The 26223-nt window shown below is 73.5% G+C and carries 23 protein-coding genes; 18 read left to right on the top strand and 5 right to left on the bottom strand.

Features of this window, described 5'->3' with window-relative positions; translation table 11 throughout:
* Positions 1-5 precede the first annotated feature (5 nt).
* The 11 genes from uvrA (at position 6) to I598_RS03630 (ending at position 12812) form a co-directional block, all read left to right on the top strand.
* Complete coding sequence (uvrA, locus tag I598_RS03680) at positions 6-2951, top strand: excinuclease ABC subunit UvrA (RefSeq protein WP_068201365.1); 2946 nt, start codon at positions 6-8, stop codon at positions 2949-2951.
* Positions 2952-2968: 17 nt separating this feature from the next.
* Positions 2969-3475 (top strand): OsmC family protein, encoded by a 507-nt coding sequence (locus I598_RS03675; protein ID WP_083972843.1) that lies wholly within the window; start codon positions 2969-2971, stop codon positions 3473-3475.
* 51 nt (positions 3476-3526) lie between these two features.
* On the top strand, positions 3527-5536 hold the full coding sequence (gene uvrC, locus I598_RS03670; protein WP_068201362.1) for an excinuclease ABC subunit UvrC: 2010 nt from the start codon (positions 3527-3529) through the stop codon (positions 5534-5536).
* Positions 5537-5567: 31 nt separating this feature from the next.
* A complete protein-coding gene (rapZ, locus tag I598_RS03665) occupies positions 5568-6506 on the top strand; it encodes an RNase adapter RapZ (RefSeq protein WP_068201361.1) in 939 nt (312 codons plus the stop codon).
* Complete coding sequence (locus tag I598_RS03660; protein ID WP_068201358.1) at positions 6503-7501, top strand: gluconeogenesis factor YvcK family protein; 999 nt, start codon at positions 6503-6505, stop codon at positions 7499-7501. Before rapZ ends, I598_RS03660 begins: the two co-directional genes overlap by 4 nt.
* A gap of 38 nt (positions 7502-7539) precedes the next feature.
* Positions 7540-8520, top strand: a complete 981-nt coding sequence (gene whiA / locus I598_RS03655; protein ID WP_068201357.1) for a DNA-binding protein WhiA — start codon at positions 7540-7542, stop codon at positions 8518-8520.
* A gap of 233 nt (positions 8521-8753) precedes the next feature.
* Entirely contained in the window at positions 8754-9758 is a 1005-nt protein-coding gene (gene gap / locus I598_RS03650; RefSeq protein ID WP_068201355.1) for a type I glyceraldehyde-3-phosphate dehydrogenase, read from the top strand.
* 144 nt (positions 9759-9902) lie between these two features.
* Positions 9903-11099, top strand: coding sequence for a phosphoglycerate kinase (locus I598_RS03645; protein ID WP_068201353.1), 1197 nt, complete (start codon positions 9903-9905; stop codon positions 11097-11099).
* A 77-nt stretch (positions 11100-11176) separates the two neighbouring features.
* Complete coding sequence (tpiA, locus tag I598_RS03640; protein WP_068204870.1) at positions 11177-11944, top strand: triose-phosphate isomerase; 768 nt, start codon at positions 11177-11179, stop codon at positions 11942-11944.
* A gap of 163 nt (positions 11945-12107) precedes the next feature.
* Positions 12108-12353, top strand: a complete 246-nt coding sequence (secG, locus tag I598_RS03635) for a preprotein translocase subunit SecG (protein ID WP_068201351.1) — start codon at positions 12108-12110, stop codon at positions 12351-12353.
* 90 nt (positions 12354-12443) lie between these two features.
* Positions 12444-12812 (top strand): RNA polymerase-binding protein RbpA, encoded by a 369-nt coding sequence (locus I598_RS03630; protein ID WP_068201349.1) that lies wholly within the window; start codon positions 12444-12446, stop codon positions 12810-12812.
* Between the two features lie 72 nt (positions 12813-12884).
* Here the strand turns inward: I598_RS03630 and pgl are convergent, their stop codons facing one another.
* The 5 genes from pgl to tkt all read right to left on the bottom strand — a co-directional run bounded on the left by pgl (position 12885) and on the right by tkt (position 19584).
* Positions 12885-13649 (bottom strand): 6-phosphogluconolactonase, encoded by a 765-nt coding sequence (gene pgl, locus I598_RS03625; protein ID WP_068201347.1) that lies wholly within the window; start codon positions 13647-13649, stop codon positions 12885-12887.
* A complete protein-coding gene (gene opcA / locus I598_RS03620; RefSeq protein WP_068201345.1) occupies positions 13646-14581 on the bottom strand; it encodes a glucose-6-phosphate dehydrogenase assembly protein OpcA in 936 nt (311 codons plus the stop codon). Before opcA ends, pgl begins: the two co-directional genes overlap by 4 nt.
* A 25-nt stretch (positions 14582-14606) precedes the next feature.
* Positions 14607-16148, bottom strand: coding sequence for a glucose-6-phosphate dehydrogenase (gene zwf / locus I598_RS03615; RefSeq protein WP_068201344.1), 1542 nt, complete (start codon positions 16146-16148; stop codon positions 14607-14609).
* Positions 16149-16186: 38 nt separating this feature from the next.
* Positions 16187-17305 (bottom strand): transaldolase, encoded by a 1119-nt coding sequence (gene tal, locus I598_RS03610; protein WP_068201342.1) that lies wholly within the window; start codon positions 17303-17305, stop codon positions 16187-16189.
* Between the two features lie 113 nt (positions 17306-17418).
* On the bottom strand, positions 17419-19584 hold the full coding sequence (tkt, locus tag I598_RS03605; RefSeq protein ID WP_068201340.1) for a transketolase: 2166 nt from the start codon (positions 19582-19584) through the stop codon (positions 17419-17421).
* 341 nt (positions 19585-19925) lie between these two features.
* Between tkt and I598_RS03600 the strand changes: the two genes are divergently transcribed.
* From I598_RS03600 to cmk, 7 genes are all read left to right on the top strand, one after another.
* On the top strand, positions 19926-20894 hold the full coding sequence (locus tag I598_RS03600) for a heme o synthase (protein WP_083972839.1): 969 nt from the start codon (positions 19926-19928) through the stop codon (positions 20892-20894).
* A gap of 79 nt (positions 20895-20973) precedes the next feature.
* A complete protein-coding gene (gene xerD / locus I598_RS03595) occupies positions 20974-21921 on the top strand; it encodes a site-specific tyrosine recombinase XerD (protein WP_068201335.1) in 948 nt (315 codons plus the stop codon).
* Between the two features lie 137 nt (positions 21922-22058).
* Positions 22059-22967, top strand: a complete 909-nt coding sequence (locus tag I598_RS03590) for a ParA family protein (RefSeq protein ID WP_068201332.1) — start codon at positions 22059-22061, stop codon at positions 22965-22967.
* Positions 22951-23835 carry a segregation and condensation protein A gene (locus tag I598_RS03585; protein WP_068201330.1) on the top strand — a complete coding sequence of 295 codons (885 nt, stop codon included), beginning with the start codon at positions 22951-22953 and terminating at the stop codon, positions 23833-23835. The genes I598_RS03590 and I598_RS03585 overlap by 17 nt, the downstream gene beginning before the upstream one ends.
* Entirely contained in the window at positions 23832-24518 is a 687-nt protein-coding gene (scpB, locus tag I598_RS03580) for an SMC-Scp complex subunit ScpB (protein ID WP_083972837.1), read from the top strand. The genes I598_RS03585 and scpB overlap by 4 nt, the downstream gene beginning before the upstream one ends.
* Positions 24519-24592: 74 nt before the next feature.
* Positions 24593-25402 carry a pseudouridine synthase gene (locus I598_RS03575; RefSeq protein WP_068201329.1) on the top strand — a complete coding sequence of 270 codons (810 nt, stop codon included), beginning with the start codon at positions 24593-24595 and terminating at the stop codon, positions 25400-25402.
* 61 nt (positions 25403-25463) lie between these two features.
* Positions 25464-26165, top strand: a complete 702-nt coding sequence (cmk, locus tag I598_RS03570) for a (d)CMP kinase (protein ID WP_068201325.1) — start codon at positions 25464-25466, stop codon at positions 26163-26165.
* Positions 26166-26223 lie beyond the last annotated feature (58 nt).

Raw genomic sequence — 26223 nt, 5'->3', positions numbered from 1 at the left:
CTGCGGTGAGCAACCGCCTCGTCGTCTCCGGTGCCCGCGAGCACAACCTCCGCAACGTCGACCTCGACCTCCCGCGCGACCGCCTGGTCGTGTTCACCGGGCTGTCCGGGTCGGGGAAGTCGTCGCTCGCCTTCGACACGATCTTCGCCGAGGGCCAGCGGCGCTACGTCGAGTCGCTGTCGGCGTACGCCCGCCAGTTCCTCGGCCAGATGGACAAGCCCGACGTCGACTTCATCGAGGGTCTGAGCCCGGCGGTGTCGATCGACCAGAAGTCGACCAACCGCAACCCCCGGTCCACCGTCGGCACGATCACCGAGGTGTACGACTACCTGCGCCTGCTGTTCGCGCGCGCGGGCACGCAGCACTGCCCGGTGTGCGACGAGCCGGTGCGCGCGCAGACCCCGCAGCAGATCGTCGACAAGGTCCTCGAGCTGCCGGAGGGCACGCGGTACCAGGTGCTCGCCCCCGTGGTGCGCGGGCGCAAGGGCGAGTACGCCGAGCTCTTCTCCGAGCTCCAGACGCAGGGCTTCGCCCGGGCACGGGTCGACGGCGAGGTCGTCCAGCTCGCGTCCCCGCCGGCGCTGGAGCGCAAGCTCAAGCACGACATCGAGGTCGTCGTCGACCGCCTGGTGGCGCGCGACGGCGTGCGCCGCCGTCTCACCGACTCGGTCGAGACCGCGCTCCGGCTGGCGGGCGGGCTCGTCATGATCGAGCTGGTGGACGCCGACGTCGACGACCTGGACAGGGTTCGCAAGTACTCCGAGAAGCGCTCCTGCCCGAACGACCACCCGCTGACCCTCGACGAGATCGAGCCCCGCACCTTCTCCTTCAACGCGCCGTACGGCGCCTGCCCGGAGTGCACCGGCATCGGGTTCCGGCTCGAGGTCGACCCCGACCTCGTCGTCCCCGACGAGGAGAAGACGCTGCGCGAGGGTGCCGTGGCGCCGTGGGCGCAGACGTCCTCGGAGTACTTCGAGCGTGTCCTGTCGGCGCTCGCCGACGAGATGAAGTTCTCCCTCGACGTGCCGTGGCGTGCGCTGCCGCAGCGAGCCCGGGACGCGGTGCTGCACGGCCGCAACCACGAGGTGCACGTCAAGTACCGCAACCGATGGGGCCGCGAGCGGCAGTACTCGACCGGCTTCGAGGGCGCGATCACGTTCCTCGAGCGCCGCCACGGGGAGACCGAGTCGGACTGGTCCAAGGATCGCTACGAGGCCTTCATGCGCGAGGTCCCGTGCCCCGTGTGCGAGGGGGCGCGCCTCAAGCCCGAGGTCCTCGCGGTGAAGATCGGCACGAAGTCCATCTGGGACGTCTGCCGCATGCCGATCTCGGGGTCGAAGGAGTACCTGGACGGCCTCGACCTGGGCCCGCGCGAGGCCGCGATCGCCGGCGAGGTGCTCAAGGAGATCCACGCCCGCCTCGGGTTCCTGCTCGACGTCGGTCTGCACTACCTCACGCTGGAACGGGCGGCGGGCACGCTGTCCGGCGGCGAGGCGCAGCGCATCCGTCTGGCGACCCAGATCGGGTCCGGGCTGGTCGGGGTCCTCTACGTCCTCGACGAGCCCAGCATCGGCCTGCACCAGCGGGACAACCGGCGTCTCATCGACACGCTCACGCGACTGCGGGACATGGGCAACACCCTCATCGTCGTCGAGCACGACGAGGACACGATCCGCGCCGCCGACTGGATCGTCGACGTGGGCCCGGGCGCCGGCGAGCACGGCGGACAGGTCGTGCACTCGGGCGACTACGCCGGGCTGCTGGAGGCCGAGGGCTCGATGACGGGCGCGTACCTGTCCGGCCGGCGCAGCATCGCGCTGCCCGCCGCGCGGCGCGCCCCCGACCCGAAGCGTCGCCTCACGGTCGTCGGGGCGCGGGAGAACAACCTGCGCGACATCGACGTGTCCTTCCCGCTCGGTGTGCTCACCGCGGTCACGGGCGTCTCCGGGTCGGGCAAGTCCACCCTGGTCAACTCGATCCTGCACACGGTCCTGGCGAACGAGCTCAACGGTGCCCGCCAGGTCGCCGGGCGGCACACGCGCGTCACCGGCACCGAGCACCTCGACAAGGTGGTGCACGTCGACCAGGGGCCGATCGGCCGCACGCCGCGGTCCAACCCCGCCACCTACACGGGCGTCTGGGACCGGATCCGCAAGATCTTCGCCGAGACCGAGGAGGCGAAGGTCCGTGGCTACGGGCCCGGGCGCTTCTCCTTCAACGTCAAGGGCGGCCGCTGCGAGGCGTGCTCGGGCGACGGCACGCTGAAGATCGAGATGAACTTCCTGCCCGACGTCTACGTGCCCTGCGAGGTCTGCCACGGCGCCCGCTACAACCGCGAGACGCTCGAGGTCCACTTCAAGGGCAAGACGGTCGCCGACGTGCTCGACATGCCGATCGAGGAGGCCGCCGAGTTCTTCGCCGCGTTCCCGGCGATCTCCCGGCACCTGTCCACGCTGGTCGACGTCGGCCTCGGGTACGTCCGCCTCGGTCAGCCCGCCCCGACGCTGTCCGGCGGCGAGGCGCAGCGCGTCAAGCTCGCCAGCGAGCTCCAGAAGCGGTCGACCGGTCGCACGGTGTACGTCCTCGACGAGCCCACCACGGGACTGCACTTCGAGGACATCCGCAAGCTGCTCGGTGTGCTCCAGTCGCTCGTCGAGAAGGGGAACACCGTGCTCGTCATCGAGCACAACCTCGACGTGGTCAAGAGCGCCGACTGGATCGTCGACATGGGGCCGGAGGGCGGCTCCGGCGGCGGCCTGGTCGTCGCGGAGGGCACCCCCGAGCAGGTCGCAGCGGTCGAGGAGAGCCACACCGGGCGCTACCTCGCCCCGCTCCTGGCCGACCACCCGGCCGTCCCGGTCGGCGACCGCGTCGTCGCCGTCGGGCAGCCCCGCCCGGCCGCGGCGAAGAAGACCACGAAGCGGCGGGCCACGAAGCACGACGCCGCCTGACCCCCTACGGTGGGCGCATGGGAGCCCAGCACTCGTTCGAGGTCGCCGTCACCTGGCCCACCAGCACCGTGGCGGCGGGGGACGGCGCCGGCGCCACGACGTCGTACACGGCCTACACGCGCGACCACGACGTCACCGCCCCGGGCCGCCCGGTGCTGCCCGGCAGCGCCGACCCGGCGTTCCGCGGCGACCCCGGCCGGTACAGCCCCGAGGAGCTGTTCGTCGCGAGCCTGTCCCAGTGCCACATGCTGTGGTTCCTGCACCTCGCGGCCGAGGCGGGCGTCGTGGTGCGCGGCTACACCGACGAGGCGACGGGCACGATGCGCGTCGAGGCGCGCGGCGAGGGGCAGTTCACCGACGTGACGCTGCGCCCGCACGTCCTGGTCGACCCGGGCGCCGGGGCGACGGACGAGCGGCTCGCCGAGCTCCACCACCGGGCGCACTCCCTGTGCTTCCTCGCGCGCAGCGTGAACTTCCCCGTGCTGGTCGACCCGGCGCCGCTGCGGACCTCGACGGTCGTCTGAGCCGCCCCGCCGACGAGCGGTCGTGTGGGCGGTCTGACCTAGTCTGTGGCCATGGCCGACCCCGCGACGTACCGCCCCCGACCGGGCGAGATCCCCACCTCGCCGGGCGTCTACCGGTTCCGCGACCCGCACGGCCGGGTCGTCTACGTCGGCAAGGCGAAGAACCTGCGCCAGCGGCTGTCCAGCTACTTCCAGGACGTCGCGAACCTCCATCACCGCACCCAGCAGATGGTCACCACGGCCTCGTCCGTGGAGTGGACGGTGGTCGGCACGGAGGTCGAGGCGCTCGCGCTGGAGTACTCCTGGATCAAGGAGTACGACCCGCGGTTCAACGTGAAGTACCGCGACGACAAGTCGTACCCGTACCTCGCGGTGACGATGGGTGACGAGATCCCGCGCGCCCAGGTGATGCGGGGCACCAAGCGTCGCGGCACCCGCTACTTCGGTCCCTACGGGCACGCCTGGGCGATCCGCGAGACCCTCGACCTGCTGCTGCGCGTGTTCCCGGTGCGCACCTGCTCCTCCGGGGTGTACCGCCGGGCCCAGCAGTCCGGGCGGCCTTGCCTGCTCGGCTACATCGACAAGTGCGCGGCACCCTGCGTGGGGCGCATCAGCCCGGAGGACCACCAGGCGCTCGCGTCGGACCTGTGCGACTTCATGGCGGGGGACACCGGCCGGTTCGTGCGTCGCCTGGAGCGGCAGATGGCCGAGGCGGCCGCCGCGATGGAGTACGAGCAGGCGGCGCGGCTGCGCGACGACCTGGCGGCGCTGCGACGGGTGACGGAGAAGAACGCGGTCGTGCTGTCGGACGACACCGACGCGGACGTGTTCGCGCTCGTCGGCGACGACCTCGAGGCGGCGGTCCAGGTCTTCCACGTGCGCGGCGGCCGCATCCGCGGCCAGCGGGGCTGGGTGGTGGAGAAGGTCGAGGACGTCACGGACGCCGAGCTCGTGGAGCACCTGCTGCAGCAGGTGTACGGCGCGGTCGAGGACGCGGTCGACCCGGACGTCCCGTCCGCGCAGGCGCGCGCCGCGGCACGCGACGCCGTGCCCCGGGAGGTGCTCGTGCCCGTCCTGCCGCCGGACCTGACGGAGGTCACCGCGTGGCTGCGCGGCCTGCGCGGCTCCCAGGTGGACGTGCGGGTCCCGCAGCGGGGCGACAAGCGCGAGCTCGCGGAGACGGTGCGCAAGAACGCGGAGCAGGCGCTCGCGCTGCACCGCACACGGCGGGCCGGCGACCTCACGACCCGCAGCCAGGCGCTCGCGGAGATCCAGGACGCCCTCGGGCTCGACGAGGCGCCGCTGCGGATCGAGTGCTACGACGTCTCCCACACCCAGGGGAGCTACCAGTCCGCGTCCATGGTGGTGTTCGAGGACGGGCTGCCCCGCAAGGGGGAGTACCGCACGTTCTCCGTGCGCGGTCCGGACGGCGACGGCGCGGCGGACGACACCGCGGCGATGCACGAGGTGATCACGCGTCGGTTCCGGCGCTACCTCGCCGACCAGCACGCCCACCCCGCGATGTCCGGCGAGGTGCCGGCCGGCGAGGTGCCGGGCGACGGCGTGCCCGCGGACGACGGCCCCGACGCGGCCGAGCCCGCCCGGCGGCGGTTCGCGTACCCGCCGAACCTGGTCGTCGTCGACGGCGGGCCGCCGCAGGTGGCCGCCGCGGCACGCGCCCTGGCCGAGCTGGGCGTGACGGACGTGGCGCTGTGCGGCCTCGCGAAGCGGCTGGAAGAGGTGTGGGTCCCCGGGGACGACCATCCGGTGATCCTGCAGCGGGCCTCCCAGGGGCTGTACCTGCTCCAGCGGGTCCGTGACGAGGCGCACCGGTTCGCGATCGCGCAGCACCGACGCCGCCGCAGCAAGGGGATGACCGCGTCCGTCCTGGACGGGGTGCCCGGCCTGGGGCCGGCGCGGCAGCAGGCGCTGCTCGCCGAGTTCGGGTCCGTCAAGCGGCTCCGGTCGGCCACCGTCGAGGAGATCGCCCAGGTCAAGGGTGTCGGACCCCACACCGCCCAGGCGGTCGTGGAGGCGCTCGCCGCCGGTGCGGCGTCATGAGCGACCGGGCCGCGTTTGGCATGCTGGGTCCATGAGCGAACCGTCGCCCATCACCGTCCCCGCCGGCATCCCCGCGATCGAGGCGGCCACGCCCGCGCCCGACCGCTCCGACCCCGAGGTCCTCATCATCACCGGGATGTCGGGCGCCGGCCGGTCCCGCGCCGCCGGCGTCCTGGAGGACCTCGACTGGTTCGTCGTGGACAACCTGCCGCCGCTGATGATCGTGCCCCTGGTGGACCTCATGACGCGGGCCGGCTCGTCGGTGGAGCGCCTCGCCGTCGTGGTGGACGTCCGCGGGCGGGAGTACTTCTCCGAGCTCTCCCAGGCGCTCGACCACCTGCAGGCGGGCGGCGCGAGCTACCGCATCCTGTTCCTCGACGCGAGCGACGAGGTGCTCGTGCGGCGGTTCGAGAGCGTCCGGCGCCCGCACCCCCTGCAGGGCGACGGCCGGATCCTCGACGGCATCGGCACCGAGCGGCGCGTGCTGGCGTCGCTCGCCGAGCGGGCGGACGTCGTCATCGACACGTCCGTGCTGAGCGTCCACGACCTCGCCAAGGAGGTCCGCGACGCGATCGTGGGGAGCGCCGCCCACGACGCCCTGCGCGTCAACGTGCTCGCCTTCGGCTTCAAGTACGGGATACCGCTCGACGCGGACCACGTCGTCGACGTCCGGTTCCTCGCCAACCCGTACTGGATCACCGAGCTGCGCCACCTGACGGGCCGCGACGAGGCCGTCCGGCAGTACGTGCTGGAACGACCCGGCGCGCTCGAGTTCGTCGACCGCTACGTGGCCGCGCTGGAGCCCGTCCTGGCGGGCTACCTCGCCGAGGAGAAGCGGTACGTCACGATCGCCGTCGGCTGCACCGGCGGCAAGCACCGGTCGGTGGCGATCGCGGGCGAGATCGCCGAGCGGCTGCGGGTCGCTGGGCAGCAGGTCACGGTGACCGCCCGCGACCTCGGGAAGGAATGACCCTGAGCACGCACGACGGCGCGGGCGCGCGGTCCGGCGCACCGCGGGGCTCCGACCCCTCCGTCGTGGCCCTGGGCGGCGGTCACGGGCTGTCCGCGTCCCTGAGCGCCCTGCGCCTGCTGTCGGACCGCATCGCGGCGGTGGTGACGGTCGCCGACGACGGAGGGTCGTCGGGACGGTTGCGCGACGAGCTCGACGTGCTTCCGCCGGGGGACCTGCGGATGGCACTCGCCGCGCTGTGCGACGACTCCGAGTGGGGCCGCACGTGGAGCGAGCTGCTCCAGCACCGGTTCACCTCCGGCGGCGACCTGGACGGGCACGCGGTGGGCAACCTGCTCATCGTCGCCCTGTGGGAGCGGCTCGGGGACACCGTGCAGGGGCTGGACTGGGTCGGCCGGCTGCTGGGTGCGCGCGGCCGGGTGCTGCCGATGGCATCCGTCCCGCTCGTGGTGGAGGCCGACGTGGCGCACGACGACGGCGGGCGCTCGACCGTCGTGGGCCAGAGCCGGGTGGCGGTCACCGACGGTCGGATCGAGCAGCTGCGGCTCGTGCCCGCCGACCCGCCGGCGTGCCCGGAGGCGGTGCGCGCGGTCCTGGACGCCGACTGGGTGGTCATGGGTCCCGGCTCCTGGTACTCCTCGGTGCTCGTGCACCTGCTCGTGCCGGGGCTGGCCGCCGCGCTGGAGGCGACGACGGCCCGGCGCTGCGTGACCCTCAACCTCAGCGCGGAGCGCGGCGAGACGCACGGGCTGACGCACGCCGAGCACCTGGAGGCCCTCCGCAAGCACGCACCGGGTCTGCGGATCGACGTCGTCCTGGCGGACCCGTCGGGGGTGGACGACCCCGCGGCGCTCGCGGAGGCCGCGGCGGCGCTCGGCGCTCGGCTGGTCCTGCGCCCGGTCCGCCAGCGGGACGGCTCGGCCCGGCACGACCCGTTGCTGCTGGCAGCGGCGTTCCGGGACGTGTTCGAGGGCACGTCCGACGTGCCCTGCTGAGGACGGTCGGACGCCCGCGCGCGTGGCAGGATGACCGCATGGCTCTCACGGCAGAGGTGAAGGACGAGCTCGCGCGCTACACGGTGACCCGGACGTCGTGCCGCAAGGCCGAGGTGTCGGCGATGCTCCGGTTCTCGGGCGGGTTGCACATCATCTCGGGGCGGGTCGTGATCGAGGCGGAGCTGGACTCGGAGGCGGCGGCGGCGCGGCTGCGCCGCGCCATCTCGGACCTCTACGGGCACGCCAGCGAGCTGATCGTCGTGCGGGCCGGCGGCCTGCGCAAGAACGACCGCTACGTGGTGCGCGTGGTGCGCGAGGGCGAGTCGCTGGCCCGGCAGACGGGCCTGCTCGACTCCCGGGGCCGTCCGGTCCGCGGGCTGGCCCCCGAGGTCGTCTCGGGCGGCGTCGACGAGGCGGAGGCGGTGTGGCGGGGCGCGTTCCTCGCCCACGGGTCGCTCACGGAGCCGGGCCGCTCGATGGCGCTGGAGGTCACGTGCCCCGGTCCGGAGGCGGCGCTCGCGCTGGTCGGCGCGGCGCGTCGGCTCGGCGTGCAGGCGAAGTCCCGCGAGGTGCGCGGGGTGGACCGGGTGGTCGTGCGGGACGGTGACGCCATCAGCGCGCTCCTCAAGCGGGTCGGTGCGGTGACTACGCGCGAGGCCTGGGAGGAGCGGCGTGCCCGCCGCGAGGTGCGCGGCACCGCGAACCGGCTCGCCAACTTCGACGACGCGAACCTGCGCCGCTCGGCGCGCGCCGCGGTGGCCGCCGGCGCGCGGGTCGAGCGCGCGTTCGAGATCCTCGGCGACGAGGTGCCGGACCACCTGCGCCAGGCGGGCGAGCTGCGGCTGGCGCACAAGCAGGCCTCCCTGGAGGAGCTGGGGCAGCTCGCCGACCCGCCGCTGTCCAAGGACGCGGTGGCGGGCCGGATCCGCCGCCTGCTGTCGACCGCGGACAAGCGGGCCATGGATCTCGGCGTCCCGGACACCGAGGCCGGCCTGAGCCCGGACCTGCTGGACCTGTGACGCGGTGGGCGGCCCACCTGTCTCACCGAGGGCCGAGGTCTGCGACCGGCAACGGGAGGGTATAGGCTCGGGGGCGTCAGGTGACGACGGTGACCCCTGGACGTGAGGTCCCGGAAGGCATCGTCACGGGCTACCAGGGGACACCGCGAGCATCAGCGCGCCGTGTGCGCGCATGAGATTGGCATCTACCGTGTGCGCCGGGCCAGATCCGGCGCGCCCTGAGGAGGGCTATCGTGACCATTCGCGTCGGTATCAACGGCTTCGGCCGCATCGGACGTAACTTCTACCGGGCTCTGGTCGAGTCCGGTGCGGACATCGAGGTCGTGGGCGTCAACGACCTGACGGACAACAAGACGCTCGCGCACCTGCTCAAGTACGACACCGTGCTGGGCCGGTTCGGCAAGACCGTGGAGTTCGACGAGGACAACATCATCGTCGACGGCTACAAGATCCGTGCGCTCGCCGAGCGCGACCCGGCCAACCTCCCCTGGGGTGAGCTGGGTGCCGACATCGTCATCGAGTCGACGGGCTTCTTCACGGACGCCACCAAGGCCAAGGCGCACATCACCGCCGGTGCCAAGAAGGTCATCATCTCCGCCCCGGCGAAGAACGAGGACGCGACGTTCGTCATGGGCGTGAACAACGACCAGTACGACCCGGCCGCGCACCACATCATCTCGAACGCGTCCTGCACGACGAACTGCCTCGCCCCGCTGGCGAAGGCGCTCAACGACGCGATCGGCATCGAGCGTGGTCTGATGACCACCATCCACGCGTACACCGGTGACCAGAACCTCCAGGACGGCCCGCACGGCGACCTGCGTCGTGCGCGTGCCGCGGCGCAGAACATCGTGCCGACCTCGACCGGTGCGGCCAAGGCCGTCTCGCTCGTGCTCCCGGAGCTCAAGGGCAAGCTCGACGGTTTCGCGATGCGCGTGCCCGTCATCACCGGCTCGGCCACGGACCTCACCTTCGAGGCGCCGAAGGACGTGACGGTCGAGGAGGTCAACGCCGCGGTCAAGGCCGCCGCCGAGGGCCCGCTCAAGGGTGTGCTGGAGTACGTCGAGGACGACATCGTCTCGACGGACATCGTCACCAACCCGCACCAGAGCATCTTCGACGCCAAGCTCACCAAGGTGATCGGCAACCAGGTCAAGGTCGTCTCCTGGTACGACAACGAGTGGGGCTACTCCAACTCGCTCGTCGCGCTGACGGTCTTCGTCGGCGAGAAGCTCTGACGATCCGCACCGCCCCAGCGTGACCACGACGTCCGCGGGTGCGCGGCCCCGCCCGTCCCCGCGACGAGCGGGCCCCGCGCCCCGCGGACGTCGTCGTGCCACCACCTTCCCGACACACCCGAACGACCAGCACGAGGTGAGCTCATGAAGACGATCGACTCTCTCGGGGACCTGCGCGGCAAGCGCGTCCTCGTCCGCTCCGACTTCAACGTGCCGCTGGACGGCACCACCATCACCGACGACGGCCGGATCCGCGCCGCGCTCCCGACGCTCACCCGCCTGGTCGACGCCGGCGCCCGCGTCGTCGTCACCGCCCACCTGGGCCGCCCCAAGGGCTCGCCGGACCCGCAGTACTCGCTCGCGCCGGTCGCCGCGCGCCTCGGCGAGCTGCTCGGCCAGGACGTCGCGCTGGCCTCCGACCTCGTCGGCGAGTCCGCCCGGTCCACCGTCGAGGCGCTGGCCGACGGCCAGGTCGCGCTGCTGGAGAACGTGCGCTTCGACGCCCGCGAGACCTCGAAGGTCGACGCCGAGCGCGAGGAGCTCGCCGGCGAGCTCGCCCGGCTCGCCGACGCCTTCGTCTCCGACGGCTTCGGCGTGGTGCACCGCAAGCAGGCGTCGGTCTACGACGTCGCCAAGGTGCTCCCGTCCGCGGCGGGCGACCTCGTGCTCCAGGAGGTCGAGTCGCTCTCGCGCGCCACGACCGACCCCGAGCGTCCCTACGCGGTCGTGCTCGGCGGCTCGAAGGTCTCCGACAAGCTGGGCGTCATCGCGAACCTGCTGACCAAGGCGGACCGCCTGCTCATCGGCGGCGGCATGGTGTTCACCTTCCTCGCCGCCCAGGGCCACTCGGTCGGCTCCTCGCTGCTCGAGGAGGACCAGATCGACACCGTGCGCGGCTACCTCGCGCAGGCGGAGGCCGGCGGCGTCGAGATCGTGCTCCCGACGGACATCGTCGCGGCGGACTCGTTCGCCGCGGACGCCCCGCACACCACCGTCGCCGCGGACGCGATCCCGGACGGCAAGATGGGCCTCGACATCGGCCCCGACTCCGGCGCGCTCTTCGCGGCGAAGCTGGCTGACGCCCGCACCATCGCCTGGAACGGCCCGATGGGCGTCTTCGAGTTCGACGCCTTCGCCGGCGGTACGCGCGCCGTGGCGCAGGGCATCATCGACGCGACCGCGGCGGGCGGCTTCTCCATCGTCGGTGGCGGCGACTCCGCGGCCGCCGTGCGCCGGCTCGGCTTCGACGAGGCCGGCTTCAGCCACATCTCGACCGGGGGCGGCGCGAGCCTGGAGCTGCTGGAGGGCAAGGAGCTCCCCGGCCTCACCGTCCTGGCCTGAGCATCCCCGCGCACCGCGCACGACCTACCGATCACGAACTGAAGGGCACACCCGTGGCCACGAACCGCACGCCGCTCATGGCGGGCAACTGGAAGATGAACCTGGACCACGCCGAGGCGATCGCCGCGGTCCAGAAGCTGGCGTGGACGCTCAAGGACGCCTCCCACGACTACTCCGCGGTGGAGGTGGCGGTGCTCGCGCCGTTCACCGACCTGCGCTCGGTGCAGACCCTGGTCGACGCCGACAAGCTGGGCGTCCGCTACGGCGCCCAGGACATCTCGCAGCACGAGTCGGGCGCGTACACCGGCGAGGTGTCGGGTGCCATGCTCAAGCGCCTGGGTTGCACCTACGTGGCCGTCGGCCACTCCGAGCGCCGCGAGTACCACCACGAGGACGACGCGCTGGTCAACGCCAAGGTCAAGGCGGCCTTCGGCAAGGGGCTCGTCCCGATCCTCTGCGTCGGCGAGGGCCTCGACGTCCGCAGGGCCGGCGACCAGGTCGCCTACTCGCTGGCCCAGGTGGACGCGGCGCTCGAGGGCGTGCCCGCCGAGCAGGCGAAGGACGTCGTCATCGCCTACGAGCCCGTCTGGGCCATCGGCACCGGCGAGGTCGCGACCCCGCAGGACGCGCAGGAGGTCTGCGGCGCGATCCGCGCCCGGCTCGCCGAGCTGTACGACGCCGAGCTCGCCGCCGGCGTGCGCGTGCTCTACGGCGGTTCGGTGAAGTCCGGCAACGTCGCGCAGATCATGGCCGAGGCGGACGTCGACGGCGCGCTCGTCGGCGGGGCGAGCCTCGACCCCGAGGAGTTCGCGAAGATCGCGCGCTTCCAGTCGCACGTCGCCTGACGTAGCCCCCCGGGGAGCGCTGCTCCTCACCGGCCCCCTGCGGTGGCCCTCTCGTCCCGGGATGAGGGGTTCGCCACAGGGGGTCCTCTTCACCTAGTCTTGACCCCGCCGGGCAACCCCGGCGCCGACAGCCCGCCGTAAGGCGACCGAGAGTCGAGGACACATGTTCGCCGCGTTGATCATCCTCCTGAAGGTTCTGCTGGTCCTCACCAGCGCGTTCCTCATCCTGCTCATCCTCATGCACAAGGGCAAGGGCGGGGGCCTGTCCGACATGTTCGGCGGGGGGATCTCCAGCGCGGCGGGCAGCTCGGGCGTCGCCGAGCGGAACCTCAACAGGATCACGATCGGCATCGCCCTGGTCTGGACGGTGGTCATCGTCCTGCTGGGTCTCGCCACCAAGGTGGGCTGACGGCACCATCCGGATCCGCGCCCGGCCGTCGGTCCGGGCCGAGGTTCGTCCGTGGGAGCACTCCCACTAGATCGAAGGTGAGGACGACACGTGGTATCAGCCGGACATGCCATCCGTGGCTCCCGCGTCGGGGCGGGGCCCCTGGGGGAGCAGGAGCGCGGTGAGGCGGCCCCCCGTCGGACGGTCTCGTACTGGTGCCTCAACGGGCACGAGATCCGACCGAGCTTCGCGCTGCTCGACGAGGTCGAGCCGCCGGAGGTGTGGGACTGCCCGCGCTGCGGGTTCCCCGCCGGTCAGGACCGCGCGAACCCGCCGGCGCCGATCCGCAACGAGCCGTACAAGACGCACCTGGCGTACGTGAAGGAGCGGCGCTCGGAGGAGGACGGTGCGGCTCTCCTGGAGGAGGCGCTCGCCACGTTGCGGGCGCGTCGCCGGGGGTTCGCGACCAGCCGCGCGTGACCGGAGACAAGGAGGGGCGGGCCCGTGCGGGCCCGCCCCTCCTTCGTCGTTCGCGTGTGCTCGCGCGCGCCGTCAGCGGTGCTCGGACGCCGCGGCGGCGTCGAGCAGCCAGAGGGTGCGCCGGTGGCCCACCGCCCGCACCGCGGGCACCTGGGTGACGGGCCCTCCGGAGAGCGCCGCGGCGGCCTGTGCGGCCTTCTCGGCCCCGGCGGCCACGATCCAGACCTCCTGGGCGGCACCGATCGCCGCGAACGTCAGGGTGACCCGCTCGGACGGCGGCTTGGGGGAGCCGTGGACCCCCGCCGTGCTGCCGGGCGCCTCCAGGCCCGCGTGGTGCGGGAACAGGGACGCGACGTGCCCGTCCGGGCCCATGCCGAGCATCAGCACGTCGAACGCGGGCACGGGCTCGCCGGGGACGGCGTGCGCGGCGAGGGTGCGCGCGTACGCGGCCGCCGACTCCTCCGGGGTCGTGACGTCCGCGGGGCCCTCGCCGGGCCCGGGCACCGCGTGCACGTTCGCCGCCGGCAGCCCGTGCTCCGCGACGAGCAGGTCGAGCAGGGCCTCGCGGGCCTGCGTCTCGTTGCGGTCGGGGTCCCCGGCGGGCAGGAACCGTTCGTCGCCCCACCACAGGTGGACGCCGGACCAGTCGACCGCGGTCCGCAGCGGGCTGGCGGCCACCTCGGCGAGCGTGCGGATCCCCACCGTCCCGCCCGTGAGCACCACGTGGACGGGGGAGTGCACCGACTGCGCGTCCAGGACGCGGGTCAGGAGGCGTGCGGCGGTCGCGGCGGCCAGGACGCCGGCGTCGGGGTGGACCACGACGAGCCGGGTGCTCATGCTCCCGCCTCGACGGTCTCGACGCGGCCGAGGCCGCGGCGGAGCACCTGGCCGTAGATCTCGTCCGGGTCGAGCCGGCGGAGCTCCTCGATGAGGGCCTCGGACAGCGCGCGGATCGGGAGCGCCATGTGCCGCTCCGGCTTGCCGGGCTGGCTGATGGTGACGACGCGGCCGTCGGGGCGGTCGAGGACGATCGGCCCCTCCTTGCGCTCCAGCACGACGCGGGTGATGGCGTCCTCGCCGCCGGTGCGCACGACCGTGGCCGGGCACTTGAGCTTGACGCCCAACCACGCCGCGAGCAGGTCGAGGGACGTGTGGCCCGCCTGACCCTCCACCCGCACGGCCGTCACCGCCTCGTACGGCGGCTGGTCGAGGGCTGCCGCGATGAGGCCGCGCCACAGGGTCACGCGTGCCCAGGCGAGGTCGGTGTCGCCCTCGGTGAACGACTCCGCGAGGCGGGCGAGCATCGCCACGGGCTCGTCGGACGTCGTGGAGTCGGTGATGCGGCGTTGCGCCATCGCGCCCAGCGGGTCGGACGCCGGGGCGACGGGGCCGTCCGCCGGCCACCAGACCACGATGGGGGCGTCGGGCAGCAGCAACGGCATGACGAGGGTGTCGGGGTGGTCGCGCAGCGGGTCGGTGCAGCGCAGCACGACGACCTCGGACGCGCCGGCGTCGCCGCCCACGCGGATCTGGGCGTCCACCCGGCCGGTGCTGCTGACCTCGTCCAACGGCGCCACCACGACGACCCGGCACGGGTGCTCGTGGCTCGCCTCGTTGGCGGCGTCGACGGCGGACTCGACGTCCGCCTCGGCCGCGACCACGACGAGGGTGAGGACGCGCCCGAGGGCGACGGCGCCGCCCTCGTCGCGGAGCTGGTCCAGCCGCTTGCTCACCTTGTTGGCGGTGGTGTCCGGCATGTCGATGATCATGGGAGTGCTCCTTCGTGCCGGCGGGTCAGGGTCGGCGCCAGGTGCGGCCGTCGCGGGCCATCATGGCGTCGGCGGACGGCGGACCCCACGAGCCCGACGGGTACGGCTCGGGGCGGCCCTTGCCGGCCCAGTGGTCGATCACCGGGTCGAGGATCTTCCAGGACAGCTCGACCTCCTCGCGCGTGGGGAACAGCGGCGGGTCGCCGAGGAGCACGTCGAGGATGAGCCGCTCGTAGGCCTCCGGGGACGACTCCGTGAAGGAGTGGCCGTAGCCGAAGTCCATCGTGACGTCGCGGACCTCCATCGCGGTGCCCGGCACCTTCGCGCCGAAGCGCAGGGTGACGCCCTCGTCGGGCTGCACCCGGATGACCAGGGCGTTGCTGCCCAGGTCGGAGGTGAGGGAGGTCTCGAAGGGCAGGTGCGGCGCCTTCTTGAAGACGACCGCGACCTCGGTGACGCGCCGGCCCAGCCGCTTGCCGCTGCGCAGGTAGAACGGGACGCCCGCCCAGCGGCGGTTGTCGATGTCCAGTCGCACGGCGGCGTACGTCTCGGTCGTGGAGTCGGGGTTGAAGCCCTCCTCCTCGAGGAACCCGACGACCTGCTCGCCGCCCTGCCACGCCGCCGCGTACTGGCCGCGTGCGGTGTGCCGGGACAGGTCGCGGGGGAGCCGGACGGAGGACAGCACCTTGATCTTCTCGGCGCGCAGCGCGGCGGCGTCGAAGTTCACCGGCTCCTCCATCGCGACGAGCGCGAGGAGCTGGAGCAGGTGGTTCTGGATGACGTCGCGCGCGGCGCCGACGCCGTCGTAGTAGCTGGCGCGGCCGCCGATGCCGATGTCCTCGGCCATCGTGATCTGCACGTGGTCGACGTAGCCGCTGTTCCACAGCGGCTCGAACATCTGGTTCGCGAACCGCAGCGCCAGGATGTTCTGGACGGTCTCCTTGCCCAGGTAGTGGTCGATGCGGAACACCGACTCCGGCTCGAAGACCTGGCTCACGACGCTGTCGAGCTCCTGGGCGGACTCGAGGTCGTGCCCGAAGGGCTTCTCGATGACGACACGGCGCCAGGCGTCCGGCTCCGACCGCGACAGCCCCGAGGCCGAGAGCTGCTCGCACACCAGGGGGAACGCGCTGGGCGGCACCGACAGGTAGAAGGCGTGGTTGCCGCCGGTGCCGCGCTCGGCGTCCAGGGTCTCCACCGTGCGGCGCAGCTCCTCGAACGCCTCGGGGTCGTCGAAGCTGCCCTGCACGAACCGGATGCCCTCGGCGAGCTGCTGCCAGGTCTCCTCGCGGAACGGCGTGCGCGCGTGCTGCTTGACGGCGTCGTGGACGACCTGCGCGAAGTCCTCGTCGGCCCAGTCGCGACGGGCGAAGCCGGTGAGCGCGAAACCCGGGGGCAGGAGCCCCCGGTTGGCGAGGTCGTAGACCGCGGGCATCAGCTTCTTGCGCGACAGGTCGCCGGTGACCCCGAAAATCACGAGGCCGCAGGGGCCGGCGATCCTCGGGAGGCGCAGGTCGAGCGGGTCGCGCAGCGGGTTGTGCTCGGCGGTGATCTTGGCCGGTCTCACGGGTGCCCCGTCTCTCGTGTCTCGTACGTGGGTGGACGTCAGGCGCCGGCGGCGTCCAGGCCGGTCTTGGTCGTCGTGAGGAGCTCGTCCCAGCTGACCTCGAACTTGGTGACGCCCTCGGCCTCGAGCTGCGCGGTGACCTCGTCCAGCGAGACCCCCTGCGCCTCGACCGCGGCGAGGGTCGCGGCGGCCTCCTCGCCGCGGCCGGTCACGGTGTCGCCGGTGATCTCGCCGTGGTCCGCCACGGCGTCGAGCGTCCCCTGCGGCATGGTGTTGACCACGCCCGGGGCGACCAGCTCGGTCACGTACAGGGTGTCGGGGTAGTCGGGGTTCTTCACCCCGGTCGACGCCCAGAGCGGGCGCTGCGGGTGCGCGCCCGCGGCGGCCAGCGCCTGCCACCGGTCGGAGGCGAAGACCTCCGCGTAGGCGGCGTGGGCGAGACGGGCGTTGGCGATCGCGGCGCGGCCGCGCAGCGCGAGGGCCTCCGGCGTGCCTACGTCGGTGAGGGCCGCGTCGACCGCGGCGTCCACCCGGGAGACGAAGAACGAGGCGACCGAGCCGATCGGGGCGAGGTCGTGCCCGGCCGCGCGGGCCTGCTCCAGGCCCGTCACGAACGCGTCCATGACGGCGCGGTAGCGCTCGATCGAGAAGATGAGGGTCACGTTGACGCTGATCCCCTGGGCGAGCGCGGCGGTGATGGCCGGCAGCCCCTCCACGGTCGCGGGGATCTTGATCATGACGTTCGGCCGGTCGACGGTGGCCCACAGGCGCTCGGCGGTCGCCACGGTCGCGGCGGTGTCGCGGGCGAGGCGGGGGTCGACCTCGATGGAGACCCGGCCGTCGACGGTGCCGGTGGCGTCGTACACGGGGCGCAGGACGTCCGCGGCCTGGCGGACGTCGTCGGTGGTGATGCGCTCGACGGCGGCCTCGACGTCGGTGCCGGTCAGCTCCGCCAGGGCGGCGTCGTACGCGTCACCGCCGGACAGCGCGCCCGCGAAGATGGTGGGGTTGGTCGTGACGCCCACGACGCCGCGGGTCGCGACGAGCTCGGCGAGGTTGCCGCTGCGGAGGCGTTCACGGGAGAGGTCGTCGAGCCACACCGAGACACCCGCGCGGGTGAGGTCGTCGATGGGTCCGGGGACGGTGGCCTGCGTCATCAGAAGTCCTCTCGTCGTACCTGGGGTCCCGGCGTGCACCGACACGGGGTCGGCGAGGGAGATCCCGAGGTGGGGCGCCGGGACGTGGGCCCCACCTCGGAATCTACGGCTGGTCAGGCGAGGTCGCCTGCGCCACCCTCGGTCGGGGCGGCGGGACCGCCCGGGGTGTCGCCGCCGCGGGCGGCGGCGATCGACTCCCGCGCGGCGGCCGCGACGGCCTCGGCGGTGATGCCGAACTCGCGGTACAGCGTCTGGTAGTCGGCCGAGGCGCCGTAGTGCTCGAGCGACACGGTGCGCCCGGCGTCGCCGACGATGTCCCGCCAGCCCTGGGCGATGCCCGCCTCGACCGAGACGCGGGCCTTGACCGACGGCGGCAGCACGGACTCGCGGTAGGCGGCGTCCTGCTTGTCGAACCACTCCCGGCTCGGCAGCGACACGACGCGCGCCGCGACGCCCTCGGCGGCGAGCAGGTCGCGCGCCTCGACGGCGAGCTGCACCTCGGAGCCGGTGCCGACGAGGACGACGTCGGGGGTGCCGTCCGTGTCCAGGAGGGTGTAGCCGCCGCGGAGGGTGCCCTCGGCGCCGGCGAAGCCGTCGGTCCCGCGCGGGAACGTCGGGACGTTCTGGCGCGTGAGGATGATGCCGGCCGGGTTCGACGTGTTCTCGAGGATCCCGCGCCAGGCCCAGGCGGTCTCGTTGGCGTCCGCGGGGCGCACGACGTCGAGGCCGGGGATGGCGCGCAGCGCGGCGAGGTGCTCCACCGGCTGGTGGGTGGGGCCGTCCTCGCCGAGGCCGATCGAGTCGTGGGTCCACACGAACGTCGAGGGGATCTCCATGAGCGCGGCGAGACGCACCGACGCGCGCATGTAGTCGGAGAACTGCAGGAACGTGCCGCCGTAGGGGCGGGTCAGCCCGTGCAGGACGATGCCGTTGAGGATCGAGCCCATCGCGTGCTCGCGGATCCCGAAGTGCAGGGTGCGGCCGAACGGGTTGCCCGGGAACTTCTTCGTGGCGTGCTCGACCGGGACGAACGACTCGGCGCCGTCCATCGTGGTGTTGTTCGAGCCGGCGAGGTCGGCGGACCCGCCCCACAGCTCGGGCAGGACGTCGGCGAGGGCGGACAGCACCTTGCCGGACGCCGCGCGGGTGGCGACACCCTTGGCCGAGGCCTCGAACGCGGGCAGGGAGTCGGCCCAGCCCTCGGGCAGCTCGCGGGCCGTCAGGCGCTCCAGCAGGGCGGCGCCCGCGGGGGAGGCGGTCTTCCACGCCGCGAAGGCGGTGTCCCAGGCCTCGCGCTGCGCGGACTGGTGCTGCGCGACGGCGCGGGTGTGGGCCAGGACCTCGTCGTCGATCGCGAAGGTCGCCTCCGGGTCGAGCCCGAGGGCCGTCTTGAGGCCGGCGACCTCGTCCGCACCCATGGCGGAGCCGTGGATGCCGCCGGTGTTCTGCTTGGTGGGCGACGGCCAGCCGATGATGGTCCGCAGGGCGATGATCGACGGCTTGCCGGTCTCGGCACGGGCCGCGTCCAGCGCGGCGGCCAGGCCCTCGACGTCCTCGGCGTAGCCGGTGCCGCCGCCGGTCCAGTCGACGCGCTGGGTGTGCCAGCCGTAGGCCGCGTAGCGGGCCAGGACGTCCTCGGTGAAGGCGATGTCGGTGTCGTCCTCGATCGAGATCTTGTTGTCGTCCCAGATCACGACGAGGTTCCCGAGCTGCTGGTGACCCGCGAGCGACGACGCCTCGGACGTGACGCCCTCCTGCAGGTCGCCGTCGGAGGCGATGACGTACACGTGGTGGTCGAACGGCGAGGTGCCGGGCGCGGCGTCGGGGTCGAGCAGACCCCGCTCGCGGCGCGCAGCGAAGGCCATGCCGACGGCGCTGGCGAGACCCTGGCCGAGCGGGCCGGTCGTGATCTCGACGCCCCGGGTGTGCCGGAACTCGGGGTGACCGGGGGTCTGCGAGCCCCAGGTGCGCAGCGCGGCGATGTCGTCCATCTCCATGCCGTAGCCCGCGAGGAACAGCTGCAGGTACAGGGTGAGGGACGAGTGGCCGGCGGACAGCACGAAGCGGTCGCGCCCGACCCAGTGCGGGTCCGCCGGGTCGTGCCGCATCGTCTTCTGGAACAGCAGGTACGCCGCGGGGGCGAGCGAGATGGCGGTACCGGGGTGGCCGTTGCCGACCTTCTCCACGGCGTCGGCGGCCAGCGCCTTGATGGAGCTGACCGCGCGCGTGTCGAGGTCGTTCCACTCGAGGGGCGTCAGTGCGGGGTCGAACGCGTTCACGAATGCCTCTTTCCTGGCCCGAGGCGTCGCCCCGGGATGCTTGCTGTGCCGGTGCCGGGCGTGGCGGTCCTGCCCGGCGGCGAGGACCCGGGGCCGGGCGCAACGCACAGGACGGCGCGCTCGACGGCACCAGTGCCCTGCGGTGTGCTCCTCCACAGTAGCGGGGAGCGTCCGACGGCGCGTTCACCATCGCAGAACGTCCCACGATGTGAGCGTCGCCACCGGACGCCGCCGGGCCTTTCTCACAGGTCCCGGACCCGGTCGCGGCGGGTGGGAGGTGCGGCGACGTCGTAGCATGGTCCCGCCCCAGTCCGTCCCCGCGATCGGAAGCCAGCACGCGCGTGAGCACACCCCGCAGCACGACGTCCACCCCGTCGGCGACGACCCGCGCCGCCGTGCACCGCACCGACGGCTCGAACCGGGCCGGGTGGCGCGACCGCGTGGGCGCCTACGTGGCCCTGACCAAGCCCCGCATCATCGAGCTGCTCCTGGTCACCACGGTGCCCACGATGATCCTCGCGGAGAACGGGCTGCCCGACCTCTGGCTCGTCGTGAAGACGCTGATCGGCGGCGCGCTCGCCGCGGGCTCGGCCAACGCGTTCAACTGCTACCTCGACCGCGACATCGACTCGGTGATGAACCGCACCAAGCGGCGCCCGCTCGTCACCGGGGAGATCCGGCCGCGCGACGCGCTGATCTTCGCCACGGCGCTCGGGGCCGTCTCGCTCGTGTGGTTCGCGTGGCTGGTCAACCCGGCGGCGGCCTGGCTGACGTTCGGCGCCATCGCGATCTACGTCGTCGGCTACACGATGATCCTCAAGCGGCGCACGCCGCAGAACATCGTGTGGGGCGGCATCGCGGGCTGCATGCCCGTGTTCATCGGGTGGGCGGCGGTCACCGGTTCCCTCGACTGGGCCGCGGTCGCGCTGTTCGGCGTCATCTTCTTCTGGACGCCGCCGCACTACTGGCCGCTGTCGGTGAAGTTCAAGAAGGACTACGCCGCCGCCGGGGTGCCGATGCTCCCCGTGGTCGCCTCCGACCGGCGCGTGGCCGCCGAGATGCTGGGTCACACCATCGCGATGGTGGCCTGCTCGCTCGCACTGGTGCCGCTCGCCGACATGTCGTGGGCCTACACCGCCGCCGCCGCCGGACTGGGTGGCTGGTTCCTCTGGCTCACCGTCTCGATGCTGCGCAAGGCGCAGGGCCGCACCACCAAGGGCCCGGGTGCGATGAAGGTGTTCCACGCCTCCATCACCTACCTGACGCTGCTGTTCGTCGCCGTCGCCGTCGACGTCTTCCTCCCGTTCTGACCGGCGCCACCCGGGCGTCCGCCGCGCCGCGCCGCCGGACCCGGCCGGCGGGCACCGCCCGCCGGGGCATGATGGGCGCGTGAGCGCCACCACCGAGAACGCGTCCGCGCTGGACTCCGCGCTGGGCGACTACCTCGCCCACCTGCGCGTCGAGCGAGGGCTCTCGGCCAACACGACCACCGCGTACCGGCGCGACCTCGCCCGGTACACCGCGTACCTCACCACCCTCGGCCGCACCGACCTCGGGGCGGTCGGCCCCGCCGACGTCGGCGAGTACGTCACCGCCCTGCGCGAGGGGTCCGACGGGGGGCGGGCGCTCTCGGCGGCGTCGGCCGCGCGGGCGCTCGCGGCCGTGCGGGGGCTGCACCGCTTCGCCCAGGCGGAAGGCCTCGCCGTCGACGACCCGTCCGCGCGGGTGACGGCGCCCAGCCAGCACCGGCGGCTGCCGCACGCGCTGAGCGTGGACGCCGTGGCCCGGCTGCTCGAGGCGGCCTCGGCGGGCGACACGCCGGCGGCGCTGCGCGACCGTGCCCTGCTCGAGCTCCTGTACTCCACGGGGGGACGCATCAGCGAGGTCGTCGGCCTCGACGTCGACGACGTCACCCACGAGGACGCCGTCGTGCGGCTGCTCGGCAAAGGCAGCAAGGAGCGCATCGTGCCGGTCGGCTCGTACGCCCGCGACGCCGTCGACGCGTACCGCGTGCGCGCCCGGCCCGTGCTGGTCGCCGACGGCGCCGGCCGCAGCACCCCCGCGCTGTTCCTCAACTCCCGGGGTGCGCGGCTGTCCCGGCAGAGCGCGTGGGCGGTGCTGCAGCGCAGCGCGGAACGGGCCGGGCTCGCCGAGCACGTCTCCCCGCACACGCTGCGGCACTCGTTCGCCACCCACCTGCTGTCCGGCGGCGCCGACGTGCGCGTCGTGCAGGAGCTCCTCGGCCACGCCTCGGTGACGACCACGCAGATCTACACGATGGTCACGCCCGACGCGCTGCGCGAGGTCTACGCCGCCGCGCACCCGCGTGCGCTGTGACGGCGCGCCGTGACCGTCGGCGGGGGCCCGCGCCCGCCTCGCGGCGAAGCCACGCCGCGCCGGGCGAGCACGGCACCGGCACCCGGGCCCGGTGTTAGCGTGACGGACGTGAGCGACGATCCGGGGGGAGCGAGAAGATGACGCAACCGGCGACTGCCGACACGCTGCCCGGGATCCCCGGGCGCGAGGCCACGGCGGACGGGCCCGCGACGGATGTCGTGGGACGCACGCTGCCGCACTACCCGGTGCCCCCGGCGCGCAGCAGCCACGGGCCCGCGCGGATCGTGGCGATGTGCAACCAGAAGGGCGGGGTCGGCAAGACCACCACCACCATCAACCTGGGCGCCGCGCTCGCGGAGTACGGCCGCCGGGTGCTGCTCGTCGACTTCGACCCGCAGGGCGCCGCGTCCGTGGGCGTCGGTGTCAGCCCGCACGAGCTCGACCTCAGCGTCTACAACCTCGTCATGGACCGCGGCGTGGACATCGGCGACGTCGTGCGCACCACGGCGATCGAGGGCCTCGACGTCGTGCCCGCCAACATCGACCTGTCCGCGGCGGAGGTCCAGCTGGTGGGGGAGGTGGCCCGCGAGTCGGTGCTGTCCCGTGCCCTGCGTCCCGCGCTCGACGACTACGACGTCATCCTCGTCGACTGCCAGCCCTCGCTCGGCCTGCTCACCGTCAACGCGCTGACCGCCGCCCACGGCGTGCTCATCCCGCTGGAGTGCGAGTTCTTCGCGCTGCGCGGCGTGGCGCTGCTGGTGGAGACGATCGACAAGGTGCGCGACCGGCTCAACCCCGACCTCGAGGTCGACGGCATCCTGCCCACCATGTACGACTCGCGCACCCTGCACTCGCGCGAGGTGGTGGCCCGTGTGCACGAGGCTTTCGGCGACCGGCTGCTGCACACCGTCATCGGGCGGACCGTGAAGTTCCCCGACGCGTCCGTCGCCGCGGAGCCGATCACCGCGTACGCGCCCACGCACGCCGGCGCGGCCGCCTACCGGCACCTGGCCCGTGAGCTCGTGGGCCGTGGCAGCATCGCCTGACACCGCGGCCCGGGCGGGTGCCTTCCAGGTCCACCTGGACAACTTCGACGGCCCCTTCGACCTGCTCCTGTCGCTCATCACGGCACGACGCCTCGACGTCACCGAGCTGGCGCTGGCGGAGGTGACGGACGACTTCGTCGCCCACATCCGCGCGTCGGAGCAGGCCGCCGCCGCGGCGGCGGACCGCGGCGAGGAGCACCCGTCGTGGGACCTGGGCACCGCCAGCGAGTTCCTCGTGGTCGCCGCGACCCTGCTCGACCTCAAGGCCGCCCGGCTGCTGCCCGGCCTCGTGGAGGAGGACGCCGAGGACCTCGAGCTGCTCGAGGCCCGCGACCTGCTGTTCGCCCGGCTGCTGCAGTACCGCGCGTACAAGGAGGTCTCGGCGGTGCTGGCCGAGCGGCTCGCCACCGAGGGGCGGCGCGTCCCGCGCGGCGTGCCCCTGGAGCCCCACCTCGCCGCGATGCTGCCCGACCTGGTCTGGACCCTCGACGGCGCACGCCTCGCCGCGCTCGCCGCCCGGGCCCTGGAACCCAAGCCGCCGCCCGTCGTCGGTCTCGCCCACCTGCACGCCCCGGCGGTCAGCGTGCGCGAGCAGGCCGAGGTCGTCGTGGCGCACCTGCGCCGCGACCAGATCGCCACGTTCCGGTCCCTCACCGCGGGAGCCGAGCGCCTCGTGGTCGTGGCCCGCTTCCTGGCGCTGCTGGAGCTGTTCCGCGCCGGGCAGGTCGCGTTCGACCAGGTCGTCCCGCTCGGTGAGCTCACCGTGCGCTGGACCGGCGACGCCGGTGACGAGGCGTCCGACGGCGGACGGTCCGTCGAGCTCGAGGCCTTCGAGGAGTTCGAGGGCGCCGTGGAGGGAGTCGCATGAGCCGGCAGTCCGCACCGGAGGTCCGGGAGTCCGTGGCGCCCGAGGACGACTCGACCGCCGCGTCGGCCCGGTCCGCCCGGTCCGCCGCCGAGGTGCCCGACGTCGACGTCGACGACCTGCCCGGCGGCCTGGCGGCCGCCCTGGAGGCGATCCTCATGGTCGCCGAGGCTCCCGTGGCGCTGCCCCGGCTCGCCGCCGCCGTGCAGCGGCCCGCCCCCGTCGTCGCGGACGTCCTCGCCGCGCTCGCCGCCGAGTACCGCGGCGACGAGGGCGCCCGGCCCCGCGGTTTCGAGCTGCGCGAGGGCGCCGAGGGCTGGCGCTTCTACTCCCGCCCGGCGCTCGCGGACGTCGTCGGGCGGTTCGTGCTGGAGGGCCAGTCGTCGCGGTTGAGCCAGGCGGCCCTGGAGACCCTGGCGGTCATCGCGTACCGCCAGCCCGTCACCCGCGGCCAGGTGTCCGCGGTGCGCGGCGTCAACGTCGACGGCGTCGTGCGCACGCTGCTGGCCCGCGGGCTGGTGGCCGAGACGGGGCAGGACCCGACGTCCGGTGCGTCCCTGTTCGGCACGACCGGCGAGTTCCTCGACCGCATGGGCTGGACGTCGCTCGACGAGCTGCCCGCCCTCGCCCCGCACCTGCCCGGCGTGGAGGCGGTCGGCGAGCTGGACGGGCTCGCCGTCGACTGACGTGAGGCGCGGATCACGGCGGCCCGCCCGCCGTGGTGCGGTGGGCGACGGCCGCGCCTGCGACAATGGTCCCCATGCCCACGTCACGCCGCGGCGGGAGCCGCCGCCCCCAGCGCCAGCAGCCCCCCGCCACCCCGCAGATCGACGTCCACGACCCCGACGGGATCCGGTTGCAGAAGGTGCTCGCCCAGGCGGGCCTCGGGTCGCGGCGCGCCTGCGAGGAGCTCATCGCGGCCGCCCGCGTGGAGGTGGACGGCCAGATCGTCACCGAGCTGGGCGTGCGCGTCGACCCCACGAAGGCCGTGGTGCGCGTCGACGGCATGCGGGTCCAGCTCGACCCGACCAAGATCACCCTGGCCGTGAACAAGCCCATCGGCATGGTCTCGACCATGTCGGACCCCGACGGTCGCCCCACGCTGACCGACCTGGTCGCCGACCGCTCCGAGCGGCTGTTCCACGTCGGCCGGCTCGACGCCGACTCCGAGGGCCTGCTGCTGCTCACCAACGACGGCGAGCTCGGCAACCGCCTGGCCCACCCGCGCTACGAGATCGCCAAGACGTACCGCGTGCAGATCGAGGGCCCGGAGTTCTACCCGCGCGTCGGCAAGCAGCTCACCGACGGCGTCGAGCTCGAGGACGGCGTCGCCCGCATGGACTCGGTGCGCGTCGTCGACGCGGTGCCGGGGCGCACCATGCTGGAGGTCGTGCTGCACTCGGGCCGCAACCGCGTCGTGCGCCGCATGCTCGAGGAGGTCGGCTACCCGGTCACCCGCCTGGTGCGCACCCGGATCGGCCCGATCGCCCTGGGCGACCTCAAGTCCGGGCGCACCCGCGTCCTCGGCCGCACGGAGCTCGGCACGCTGATGCGCGCCGTCGACCTCTGACCCCGCACCGTCCCGCCACCACCGAAGTCCCGCCCCGGAGCGTCCCGGGGCACCGAGCAGAATGCGAGCACCTGTGGTCACCATCGCCGTCGACGGCCCCTCCGGGTCCGGCAAGTCCAGCGTCTCCCGGGCCGTCGCGACCCGGCTGGGCCTGGCCTACCTCGACACCGGGGCCATGTACCGGGCCGCCACGCTGTGGTGCGTGCGTTCCGGCGTGGCGCTGGACGACGCGGGCGCGGTCGCCACGGCGGTCGTCGCGATGCCGCTGGAGATGGGTGTCGACCCTGCCGCGCCGACGGTCTGCCTGGACGGCGACGACGTCGCCGAGGCGATCCGCACCACCGAGGTGTCCTCGGTCGTGTCGCAGGTCGCGACCAACCTCGACGTGCGCGCCGAGCTGCGCCGCCGGCAGCGGGCCGTCATCGAGGCGGAGGCCACCGGCGGGTTCTCCGGCGGGCGCGGCGTGGTCGCCGAGGGCCGCGACATCACCACCGTCGTCGCCCCCGACGCCGACGCCCGCGTGCTGCTCACCGCCAGCGAGGAGGCGCGCCTGCGCCGCCGTTCGCTGGAGGTGCACGGCGCCGCCGACGCCGACGCCGTCGAGGCCACGAAGGACCAGGTGCTGCGCCGGGACCGCGACGACGCCACGGTGAGCCAGTTCCTCGTGGCGGCCGACGGTGTCGCCACGGTCGACTCCAGCGACCTGGACCTCGACCAGACGGTCGAGGCCGTCCTCGCGGTCGTCGCGCACGTCACCGCCTGACACCTGCACGCCGCGGGCGTGCTCCGGACGGCCGGGCGTGACGCGACTCTCGTCACGC

Source organism: Isoptericola dokdonensis DS-3, from assembly GCF_001636295.1.
Classification (GTDB): domain Bacteria; phylum Actinomycetota; class Actinomycetes; order Actinomycetales; family Cellulomonadaceae; genus Isoptericola; species Isoptericola dokdonensis.
This window is presented reverse-complemented; position numbering and strand designations above follow the sequence as displayed.

Bases quoted from the DNA above. Each gene is read 5' to 3' on its own strand.
- I598_RS03675 (WP_083972843.1), top strand. From the start codon at position 2,969: ATGGGAGCCCAGCACTCGTTCGAGGTCGCCGTCACCTGGCCCACCAGC.
- uvrC (WP_068201362.1), top strand. From the start codon at position 3,527: ATGGCCGACCCCGCGACGTACCGCCCCCGACCGGGCGAGATCCCCACC.
- rapZ (WP_068201361.1), top strand. From the start codon at position 5,568: ATGAGCGAACCGTCGCCCATCACCGTCCCCGCCGGCATCCCCGCGATC.
- I598_RS03660 (WP_068201358.1), top strand. From the start codon at position 6,503: ATGACCCTGAGCACGCACGACGGCGCGGGCGCGCGGTCCGGCGCACCG.
- whiA (WP_068201357.1), top strand. From the start codon at position 7,540: ATGGCTCTCACGGCAGAGGTGAAGGACGAGCTCGCGCGCTACACGGTG.
- I598_RS03645 (WP_068201353.1), top strand. From the start codon at position 9,903: ATGAAGACGATCGACTCTCTCGGGGACCTGCGCGGCAAGCGCGTCCTC.
- tpiA (WP_068204870.1), top strand. From the start codon at position 11,177: ATGGCGGGCAACTGGAAGATGAACCTGGACCACGCCGAGGCGATCGCC.
- secG (WP_068201351.1), top strand. From the start codon at position 12,108: ATGTTCGCCGCGTTGATCATCCTCCTGAAGGTTCTGCTGGTCCTCACC.
- pgl (WP_068201347.1), bottom strand. From the start codon at position 13,649: ATGAGCACCCGGCTCGTCGTGGTCCACCCCGACGCCGGCGTCCTGGCC.
- opcA (WP_068201345.1), bottom strand. From the start codon at position 14,581: ATGATCATCGACATGCCGGACACCACCGCCAACAAGGTGAGCAAGCGG.
- tal (WP_068201342.1), bottom strand. From the start codon at position 17,305: ATGACGCAGGCCACCGTCCCCGGACCCATCGACGACCTCACCCGCGCG.
- I598_RS03590 (WP_068201332.1), top strand. From the start codon at position 22,059: ATGACGCAACCGGCGACTGCCGACACGCTGCCCGGGATCCCCGGGCGC.
- scpB (WP_083972837.1), top strand. From the start codon at position 23,832: ATGAGCCGGCAGTCCGCACCGGAGGTCCGGGAGTCCGTGGCGCCCGAG.
- I598_RS03575 (WP_068201329.1), top strand. From the start codon at position 24,593: ATGCCCACGTCACGCCGCGGCGGGAGCCGCCGCCCCCAGCGCCAGCAG.
- cmk (WP_068201325.1), top strand. From the start codon at position 25,464: ATGCGAGCACCTGTGGTCACCATCGCCGTCGACGGCCCCTCCGGGTCC.